The 9,863-nt window shown below is 60.8% G+C and carries 10 protein-coding genes; 1 reads left to right on the forward strand and 9 read right to left on the reverse strand.

Annotated features, from left to right (window positions below):
• Positions 1-325: 325 nt before the first annotated feature.
• From N4G42_RS21150 to fliF, 5 genes are read right to left on the reverse strand one after another with little or no spacing between them, the layout of a single operon-like run.
• A complete protein-coding gene (locus tag N4G42_RS21150) occupies positions 326-775 on the reverse strand; it encodes a flagellar export protein FliJ (protein ID WP_209820618.1) in 450 nt (149 codons plus the stop codon).
• A 21-nt stretch (positions 776-796) separates the two neighbouring features.
• Positions 797-2,191, reverse strand: coding sequence for a flagellar protein export ATPase FliI (gene fliI, locus N4G42_RS21155; RefSeq protein ID WP_313771925.1), 1,395 nt, complete (start codon positions 2,189-2,191; stop codon positions 797-799).
• Positions 2,175-2,915: a FliH/SctL family protein gene (locus tag N4G42_RS21160; RefSeq protein ID WP_409557853.1), complete on the reverse strand. Its 741-nt coding sequence runs from the start codon at positions 2,913-2,915 to the stop codon at positions 2,175-2,177. Before N4G42_RS21160 ends, fliI begins: the two co-directional genes overlap by 17 nt.
• A complete protein-coding gene (gene fliG, locus N4G42_RS21165) occupies positions 2,902-3,897 on the reverse strand; it encodes a flagellar motor switch protein FliG (RefSeq protein WP_056065732.1) in 996 nt (331 codons plus the stop codon). Before fliG ends, N4G42_RS21160 begins: the two co-directional genes overlap by 14 nt.
• 42 nt (positions 3,898-3,939) lie before the next feature.
• The gene (fliF, locus tag N4G42_RS21170; RefSeq protein ID WP_260668610.1) at positions 3,940-5,634 is read right to left on the reverse strand and encodes a flagellar basal-body MS-ring/collar protein FliF; all 1,695 of its coding nucleotides are present in this window, start codon (positions 5,632-5,634) and stop codon (positions 3,940-3,942) included.
• 175 nt (positions 5,635-5,809) lie between these two features.
• Here fliF and fliE point away from each other — a divergent pair, with 175 nt between their 5' ends.
• Complete coding sequence (gene fliE, locus N4G42_RS21175; RefSeq protein ID WP_056065729.1) at positions 5,810-6,121, forward strand: flagellar hook-basal body complex protein FliE; 312 nt, start codon at positions 5,810-5,812, stop codon at positions 6,119-6,121.
• 331 nt (positions 6,122-6,452) lie between these two features.
• On the opposite strand, the gene N4G42_RS21180 is transcribed toward fliE, so the two are convergent.
• The 4 genes from N4G42_RS21180 to N4G42_RS21195 form a co-directional block, all read right to left on the reverse strand.
• Entirely contained in the window at positions 6,453-6,752 is a 300-nt protein-coding gene (locus tag N4G42_RS21180; protein WP_007860919.1) for a flagellar protein FliT, read from the reverse strand.
• Between the two features lie 2 nt (positions 6,753-6,754).
• Positions 6,755-7,204 (reverse strand): flagellar export chaperone FliS, encoded by a 450-nt coding sequence (fliS, locus tag N4G42_RS21185; RefSeq protein WP_056065726.1) that lies wholly within the window; start codon positions 7,202-7,204, stop codon positions 6,755-6,757.
• A gap of 65 nt (positions 7,205-7,269) precedes the next feature.
• Positions 7,270-8,703: a flagellar filament capping protein FliD gene (gene fliD, locus N4G42_RS21190; protein ID WP_260668612.1), complete on the reverse strand. Its 1,434-nt coding sequence runs from the start codon at positions 8,701-8,703 to the stop codon at positions 7,270-7,272.
• Positions 8,704-8,899: 196 nt separating this feature from the next.
• The coding region (locus tag N4G42_RS21195) for a flagellin (protein ID WP_260668613.1) at positions 8,900-9,863 on the reverse strand (964 nt) is incomplete at its 5' end.

The raw sequence follows: 9,863 nt of genomic DNA on the forward strand, positions 1-9,863 counted from the left end.
CCTGCATCCTTCCCGGCAACCACGGGAGTCATGCCATCGCCAGGCACCTTGCCCAGCAACCCTTGCCATGCGGCCACAGCCGAAGCGTCTACAGCCGTGGAGGTTGTGCCAGAGAAGCCATCAGCGCCAAGGGTATCCGCTCCCGCCGTGCCCAACCCTTCCCCGTCTTGCGCCGCGTCGCCCAACGCCGCCAGCAGTGCCAAAAAGCCGCCTCCCGCTGCGGGATCGCCAGCGTCCGCGGTTGCGGGATGAGACGACGATTTAGCTCGGGTGGCGTGGGCGGGCTGGGTGCTCTGCGAGGAAGCTACTTTGGTCGGTTCCATGTTCAATTCTCCTGGCCCGCATTGCGATACTGCAACGCGGCGCGCTCGTCGGTTTGTTTTTGATCTCTGCGCTGCTGCTGCAGAGCAAAGTCGTTGCGCCTCTTCTCCACCACCTTGCGCAGGCTGGCCAAGCGAAGCTCGGCATCCAGCAGCGCGCGCTGCGCGGCTTGCACCCGAGCGGATTGGTCACCTACCACGCCGTTCTGAATGCTGGCCGCATGGCCCAGCCTGTTCATGAACTGGTAGTGGTGGTACATCACTTCGGGCTGCATGGCCGTATCGGCCTTCATGCCCCAGCGTGACTCGGTTTCACGGGCGTAATCTTCCAGCTGATTGAGCTGGGCACGTGCCGCCTGCTCGGCAGCCAGCGTGTCCTGCAAAACTTTGCGGGCATCGTCCCGCTTGCGGGAAGCCACTTCGACCGCGACGGAGAGGGCGTTGAGACTGGACATGGCTGCTTACCTTGCCGGCCGTCAATGGTCTAGCACCGCGGCCATGGCGCCTACGCTCTGGTCCATCGACGCCGCCTCAAACATGTCCTGCTGCAGAAAGCCCGCCATCTGCGGCTGCAGGCGAATGGCCTCGTCCAACGCGGGATCAGAGCCGCTCATGTAAGCGCCCACCTGCACCAAGTCCCGGCTCTTCTGGTAGCGCGAATACACCGCACGAAACCGCCGCGCCAGGTCAAAATGCCCGCGAGACACCACGTTGTGCATCACCCGCGATGCCGATTGCTCAATGTCGATGGCCGGGAAATGCCCGGTCTCAGCCAGGGCACGTGACAACACAATGTGCCCATCCAGAATGGCACGGGCAGCATCCGCGATCGGGTCCTGCTGGTCATCACCTTCCGATAGCACCGTATAAAACGCCGTGATCGAGCCGACGCCATGCAGGCCGTTGCCGCTGCGCTCGACCAGCTGCGGCAGCTTTGCAAAACAGGACGGCGGATACCCTTTGGTTGCTGGCGGCTCGCCGATGGCCAGGGCAATTTCCCGCTGCGCCATTGCATAGCGGGTCAGTGAATCCATGAGCAGCAGCACATGCTGCCCTTTGTCGCGAAAATGCTCCGCCACCGCAGTAGCGTAGGCCGCCCCCTGCATGCGCAACAACGGAGGCGCGTCGGCAGGTGCAGCCACCACCACGGACCGTGCGCGGCCATCCTCGCCCAGGATGTCTTCCACAAACTCCTTGACTTCGCGCCCCCGCTCCCCAATGAGCCCCACCACAATCACATCGGCCTGGGTGTAGCGTGCCATCATGCCCAGCAGCACACTCTTGCCCACCCCGGAGCCTGCAAACAGCCCCAGACGCTGACCCCGCCCCACGGTCAGCAAAGCATTGATGGCGCGCACGCCAGTATCCAAGGGCTCACGCACCGGATCCCGATCCATGGCATTGATCTGCCGCCGCCCCATGGGCTCCGACACGACATCCTGCACCGGTCCACCATGGTCGAGGGGCAGGCCTTGCGCATCCACCACGCGGCCCAGCAAGCCATCGCCCATGGGTAAACGAAGCACCCCGGCGCGTTGTACGGGCCGTGGAGGCTCGCCCAAGCGGGGCATGGGGATATATGGCGCAGCCGGCACCACACTCGCGCCACTGGACAGCCCATGGATATCGCCCGCCGGCATTAAAAACGCACGGTCGGCAGAAAACCCGACGACCTCAGCCAATACCGGCGCGTGCCCCGGCATTTGCACCATGCACTGCGACCCCACAGGCACGCGGATCCCCACCGCCTCCAGCACCAGTCCCGTCAGTCGGGTCAGCGTACCCCGCGTCTCCAACGGCGCCCCTTCGGCCACGCGCTCGCGCGCGTCGTCCATGAAGCGGGTCCAGGCAGAGTCAAGGTCGACGGTCATCGCCATCCCCACGCGTATCGTCGTCCCAGGGTGACTGCAGCCCCAGCGACGCAATGGCACGCTGCCACCGTTTGTCGATGCTGCCATCAACGACCGTGCCCGCCGACTCCACCATGCAGCCGCCAGCAGGCACAGCGGCATCCGCCATCCACTGCACGCCAGGCGCATTGATCTCTTCGCGCAGAGGCTGGGCCATGGCCTCCATATCCTCCGGATTGAGCCGAACGGTGGCTGGCCGCCCTTCAGTGACCAGCATGCCCACGGCCTCCCGCACCACCGGCAACAAGGCATTGGGATTGACCGACAGTTCCTGGCGCACCACCTGGCGCGCGATGTCACACGCCAGCTCCAGCACCTGCTGCGCCATGTGCTGCTGCATGTCGATCAGGCTGGCTTCCAGTGTCTGCAGCACGCTTTGCATGCGCTGTGCCGCCTCTTGTCCCTGCAGGGCAATGTATTCATCCATGCGGCGCTGCCACTCGAGCGCCGTCTGCGCCTGACCTTGGGCAAAGCCCTCTGCATACGCATCGTCGCAAGCCTGCTGGACAAGCGCCTGCTGTGCCGCTTCATCCAGCTCGGCGGGCAGCTCCGCCACAGGTTCCGGCTCGGGCTCTGGCTCGACCAGATCGGAGCCGTCGACCGCGGCAAACTTCCACTGCTTGAAGTCGCCGACTTCCTCGCTGGGAATGAACCGCGAATAGGACCGCTGGTTAGACGAAGGCATCATCACCACCGCCTCCAATCACGATCTGGCCTTCGTCAGACAGGCGACGCACCGTCTTGAGGATTTCCTTCTGCTGCGCCTCGACCTCGGACAGCCGCATCGGGCCGCGCGATTCGAGGTCTTCGCGCAGCGCGTCGGCTGCACGCGAAGACATGTTGGAGAGGAATTTTTCGCGCAGTTCGGGCACTGCGCCCTTGAGAGCCACGATGAGAGTTTCGGATGCCACTTCCTTGAGTACCGTTTGAATGGCCTTGTCGTCCAGCTTGAGAACATCCTCGAACACGAACATCTTGTCCATGATCTTCTGCGCCAGGTCAGGGTCGTAGCCCCGGATGGATTCGAGCACCACGGCGTCCATGTTGCCACCCAGCAAGTTGATGATCTCTGCGGCAGCCTTGACACCGCCCAGCGAACTCTTGCGGATCTTGTCCCCGCCCGCCAGCACCTTGAAAAGCACTTCGTTCAGGTCCTTGAGGGCCGTCGGCTGGATACCTTCGAGCGTGGCCACACGCAACAGAATTTCGCTACGCTGGCGATCCGTCAGGTGCATCAGGATGCCCGAGGCTTGGTCGCTGTCCAGATGTACCAGGATGGCAGCAACGATCTGCGGGTGTTCGTTACGCAGCAGTTCAGCCACTGACAACGGATCCATCCACTTGAGACTCTCAATGCCCGAGACATCTCCGCCCTGCAAGATACGGTCGATCAGCAGTCCCGCCTTGTCATCGCCGAGCGCGCGCTTGAGCACAGCGCGCACGTAATTGCCGGTGTCGGATACCAACAGGCTTTGCGCTGCGGCCGCGTTGGAGAATTTGTTGATGACCTCGTCCACCTTTTCGCGCGACACCGAGCGCATGCGCGCGATGGTCTCGCCCAGCTTCTGCACCTCTTTGGGCGAGAAATGCTTGAACACCTCGGCCGCCTCTTCCTCGCCGAGGGACATCAGCATGATGGCGGCATCGTGGAGTCCTTGGTCGTCCATGGTCGTGGTCCGTGCAATCGGTAGCGGTAGCGGTAGCGGCGACTAAACGGGCTCGCCGTTCAGCCAGGTCTTGAGAATATTGGCGACCGCGACCGGATTCTCCTTGGCCAGCGTGCGCGCATCTTCCAGGCGCAGCTGCTCGGGGGTCGCGGGCAACACTTCGTCCTTGCGGGCGGGCGCTGCCAATGCCGGGCGCTCGGGTGTTTCTGCCTCCAGCGCGTCCAGTTGTCCACCTGCCACCGGCTTGGCGGCACCGGCCTTGGCCGGCGCTGGGCCCTTGAGCGCAGGACGCACCAGCCCCATCAGCACCAGGGCAGCAAACAGAACCGCACCTACCGGCCAGGCAAAGGTCTTGGCCAGATCAACCACCTCAGGCTGCTTCCACAGCGGGGTGTCTGTGGTGGGCACTGCAGTCACCTGGAACGGCGTATTCATCAGATTCACCGAATCACCGCGTTCGCGGTTAAAGCCAATGGTTTCACGCACCAGCGCCGTCATCTGCTCGATCTGCTCGGGCGTCAGCGCCTTGGTCACGGTCTTGCCCTTGTCCTCGGCCGACTGGTAGTTGACCACGACCGCAGCACTCAGCCGCTTGACTGCGCCTGTACTGCCACGGACCACTTTCACCGTCTTGTCCACTTCATAGTTGGTGGTGGACTCGCGCTTGTTGGACTGTTCCTCAGTGCCCTGTTGGCCGCCCGCATTGGGCGCTGGGTTGGCGCCATTGACGGGCGCTGCAGACGGAGCGGGAGGCTGATTGGCAACCGCACCGGGCACACCCGTGGCGGTCTTCGTCGCGCTGCCACGGCTTTCCAGCACCTGCTGGCTGCGGACGGCGCTGGAGTCTGGCGTCTGGTTGGGGCGGAATTGCTCGGAGGTGGACTCGGTCTGGGAGAAGTCCACCTCAGCCGTCACCTGTGCCTTGACGTTGTCACGGCCGACCACGGGCTCCAGAATGTCCATGATGCGGCGCGAATACTGCTGCTCCAGCTGCTGCACATACAAGAGCTGCTGGGCATTGATTTCAGCACCGGCCGTGCTGTCGGGCGATTGGGAAAGCAGCTTGCCCGTGTCATCCAGCACACTCACGGCCGACGGCGCCAGTTCCGGCACGCTGGAAGCCACCAGATGCACGATGCCCGCGAGTTGGGCACGGTCCAGAATACGGCCGGGGTGGAGGCTCACCAGTACCGAGGCCGACGGCTTTTGCTGCTCACGGAAAAATCCGTTCTGGTTGGGCAAGGCCAGGTGCACACGGGCACTTTGCACGGACGACAAGGCTTGAATGGACCGGGTGAGCTCCCCCTCCAGCCCCCGCTGGAAGTTCAGGCGCTCCTGAAACTGCGTCATCCCGAATTTGTTGGACTCCATCAGCTCAAAACCTGCGACGGAGCCTTTGGGCAGGCCCTGAGTGGCCAGTCGCAGACGCACGTCATGCACGCGCTCCGCTGGGATCAGGATGGCGCCGCCACCCTCGGAATACTTGTAGGGCACATTCATTTGGGACAGCTGTGCCACCACGGCTCCGCCATCCTTGTCGCCCAGATTGGAAAACAGTACCCGGTAGTCGGGTTGGCGCCCCATCACGACGGCAGCTACGGCAGCAGCCACCAGCAGCGCCACGCCCGCACCCAGCCGCATGCGCTGCGCCCGGTCGAGGGCGGACAGCCGCTGCAGCCAGTTGGGACTGGCCGGCGTCGGGAGCGGATTGAGAGGGACTTCAGCAACAGCAGACATCTTGCTTTCCATTAAAGCAGGCCCTGCAACAGACCTAGCGTGGGGTCGATTATTCGGTCACGCCCCCAAAATGTTCGCTGGATAAGCCGTCCGTTTGGCCATCTATTCAGAGCGATGCATCCTGGGCCGGTAGCTAGGATACGCAGCATACCGCCATTCCCCTACGGATACCGCCATGGACCTTCGCATCTCCAGCTCAACCGCCCCGCTGACGGGCGCTGGCGTCGCGCGCCGTGCTGCAGCGCCGCAAACCACGGGCAATGAAGTCGGCTTCTCCGGCGCGCTCAAGGGCGCATTGCAGTCAGTGAGTGCCGCGCAGAACAAATCTTCCGAGATGCAAAAGGAGGTGCAAATGGAAAACCCCTCCGTGAGTCTGGAAGAGACCATGGTGGCTATCCAGAAGGCGCAAATCGGCTTTCAAGCCACACTGCACGTGCGCAATCGCATGGTGCAGGCGTACACCGACATCATGAACATGCAGGTGTGAGCTGCTGGCGAAGTATGAAGGCCACGTTCTCAACGGGGCAGCCGTGTGGCACTGCGCTGTGCCAACACAAGAAACTATATTTTTGATAGCAGCAAAGGCATGCTGCACTGGCGCTTCACGCACATCCAGTGCATTTTTTGACCCAGAGGCGCTTGGCGGTCGAAGTAGCGACAGGTTCAGTACCGCGCACTTTGGCACCCCACTGGACGGCACCGCCCATCGCCGCAGTGCTCCGCCAATCCGGCCATCCCAGCCCTAACAAGCAACCACATTTGATCGCTAGGTCACTGCCGCACACAGCAGCAGCCCGGGAGCGTTGCGCTGCCCACACTCAGTGCATCATCTGGGGCTGCCCCTCGAACAGATGCTCGAACTGCGCAAGCCAGGGCTCTGCCAGGCAGCGGATCTGCGCATCGTTGCGCAGGATGCGCTGCATGATGCGGGTCTTTTCACGGCGGTGCTCAGGCAGCAATTCGTGCTCTTGCGACTTGAAGCGCAGTTGCTCGATCAGCACTGCACAGGCGCCTTCATAGCGCACCACACCATCCCAATCCTTGAGCTTGGCAGCCTCCAGCATCTTGGCGCTGCTGTCTTCAATCGCCTTGTAATAGTCAATCAGCATGTGAGACATGGTCAGGCCTCCACCAGCACGGGCTGGCCCGAGGCGGGCGTTTCGGACGCACCGGCACCCGATTTCTTGATTTCATTCCACCCGGTTGCCACGGGCTCGATCAGGCGCATGACTTCTTGCATCATGGCGTCGTCGTTACGGGCATTGGCCAGCGTAAGGCGATGGATGCAGTAGTCATAAAGCGCACCCAGGTTCTCCGCCAGTTCACCGCCATCCACCTTGTCGAGCGAGGTGCTCAACCCCTCTTCCAGAATTCGGATGGCCTTGGAAATGGCATTGACCTTGCCGAGCACATCACCGCGCGCCATGGCGCCGCGTGCTGTCGCAATGGAGTTGAGAACACCTTCATACAGCAGGCTGACCAGCTGGTGCTGGTCGATCGTGTGCATGCTGGTCTCTACGTTGATGCGCTGGTAAGCGTTGGCTGCACGGGGGCTGTAGGCGCTGAACATGCTGACAATCCTTCCGAGGTATTAATCAAGTTATCGGCTCGCGCCAGAAAAACTGAAGCCCCTGATTAACCGTTCGATTTATTCCAGGTGGTGACTTGCTGCGAGATGTAGGCGTTAAGACCATTCAAGCTGGTCAACTGCGTATCCAGTGCGTTGTACCGCGCAGTGATCCGTTTTTCAAATGCATCAACCTTCTGGTTCACCCTGGTTTGATCGTCGCTGTTGCGCTTGAGACTCAGCTGCAATGAGTCATCTTTGGTCTTGAAGAAGCCGTTGGACGCCAGCAAGCTGGTTGTTACAGCCTTGATCTTGACGGCCAGACCATCAGCCGATCCGCCACCCGTGCTCCGGAACAGGTTTTTCACATCGTCGGGATTGTTGGCCAGCGCCTTGTTCAGCTTGGTGGCATCGACAGCCAAATCTCCGCCCTGCTGCTGCGTGATACCGATGTCGGCAAGCCGCTGGAATGGCCCGCCCGCCGTGGTGACGGATTGAATCGCATTGCGCAAAGTATTCTGCAGCGCTACTGTGGTTGAATCACCTTGAAACAGGCCCGCAGTTTTAGTTTTGGCATCGTACTTCGTTGCCTCCTGCAGCAACTGGTTGATGGCGTTGTACGACTTCACAAACGCATCAATGTTCGACTGAACGGCTGACGCATCCTTGCTGACAGTGATATCAATCGGGGCTGTAGTGACTTGCTCAGCCTTGAAGGTCACACCCGAGATAGTCGTAGCGAATGTATTGGTGGCAGACGAAACCGCGATGCCGTTCACGGTCGCTTTGGCATTGGCAGCCACTTGAGTGACCGTGCTACCAGCGACGAGACGCGACAGGCCCGAAGCATCGGTGTTACCCGCACTTTGAGTATCGGTGTCCCCCCCCTCCATGACGCTCAATCGGAACCCGAACTCCTCACCCGTGGACTTGCTACGCAAAAGCAACCGCTCGCCCGAAGCATCGGAAAGAATGGATGCAGTAACCCCTGCATTCGCGCCATTGATCTTGCTAGCTACGTCTGATAGCTTGTCCGTGGCTGCGATCGAGATATCTACAGGCTGCCCGCTAGACGGCGTGAAGGACGCAGGCGCTACGCTCCATTTTCCCAACTCCAAACGCAAGGTGCCTGCGCCCAACGCCCCACCCACTGGCAGCAGCGCAGCGGATGCAGTAGCCTGAGCCTTGGCCAAGCTCTGCACCTCCACACTAAAAGTGGTGGGAAGCGTGCCGCCGATAGCTGTGGCAGAGACGTACTTTGAGTCCGATGAGGTCGTCGTGACGCCATTCCAGCCCGTCAGGCTGGCCAGTTTGCTAGCAGCATCGGAAAAGTCAGAGACCAGCGATTTGATTTGCCCAAACGCCGAAATTTTGGTGTTGACCGTCGCCGCCTGGAGTTTCAAGGTATCCAGAGGCTTTTTCTCCAGAGCAACCAACTGGGAAATGATGTTCTTGACATCCAATCCATTGGTGCCGACGCCGGGTGACGAAATCGTGGCCATACAAACCTCCTGAACTGGTCCAACGGAAATTATGGCGCCGAAGGGCGACAATGAACGTCCGTAAACACGCCAGGAAACCCATCTTATCCAGCGGTCCTGGCACCCGCCTTCCAAAAAGCCAAAGGGCGACGACAGTAAACTGCCGCCGCCTGGGTCACATCAGGGCGCTGCAACGCCCTGACTACCACGCCCGCCTTTAACGCAGCAGGGCCAAAACACCCTGCGGCAGCTGGTTGGCCTGCGCCACCATCGCGGTACCGGCCTGCTGCAGGATCTGCGAGCGCGACAGGTTGGCGGTTTCGGCTGCGAAGTCTGCGTCCAGAATGCGCGAACGCGAGGCCGACAGATTTTCCGATGTCACTTGCAGGTTGGCAATCGAGGTTTCAAAGCGCGACTGCAAAGCACCCAACTTGGCGCGCTCACCGTTGATGAAGGCCAGCGCTGAATCCACCGTTTTCAAGGAATCCGTGGCCTTAGCAAAAGTCGTGATATCGAGATCAGACACCTTCTTCAATGTGGACGATGTACCCGTGCTGATCGCATTCGTGGTTGAAGGCACAACCGAGAAAGATTTTTCCGAGTCAAAGGTCACATATCCAGACACCAAGGCATTCTCGGCTGTGTTGTCAGCCGTCAGGGTAACAGCCGCGCCCACTGTTCCTCCAGAGGCATCCAGTTTTTGCACCGTCACATTGCCGGCATTGGAAATTGCAGCCGTGTCAGACAACTGAATATCATTGCCTGACGAATTGGTCAGCAGAATCGTTGTCCCATCGGAGTTCAGCGCGGCGGTCACCCCTGTCTTGGATGACTGGTCATTGATGGCACTTACAGCAGCAGACAGGCCATCGGCTGTATTGGAAGCTGAGAGCGTGAAAGAAATGGTTTGCGCTGTACTGTTGTCCGACTGCAGCGTCAACGAATAAGCACCAGACGCGGCGAAGGTGACACTGGTTTCAGTACGGGCCGTCGCACTGACGCCTGTGTCCCCCTTTACTGCATTGATCTTGTCCGCGATAGCAGATGCAGTCGCGTTCGAGGCAACATCAATATTCTTACTGCCCACAAAGCCATTGACGGCAAGCGTGCCAGCAGTCACGCCGTTAGCGCCAAAGGCACCAGTACCTGCAGCTGTACCCGCAGCCACCACCTGATTGTTA

Origin of the sequence: Acidovorax sp. K2F (genome assembly GCF_025246485.1) — a bacterium.
Classification (GTDB): Bacteria; Pseudomonadota; Gammaproteobacteria; order Burkholderiales; family Burkholderiaceae_C; genus Acidovorax; species Acidovorax delafieldii.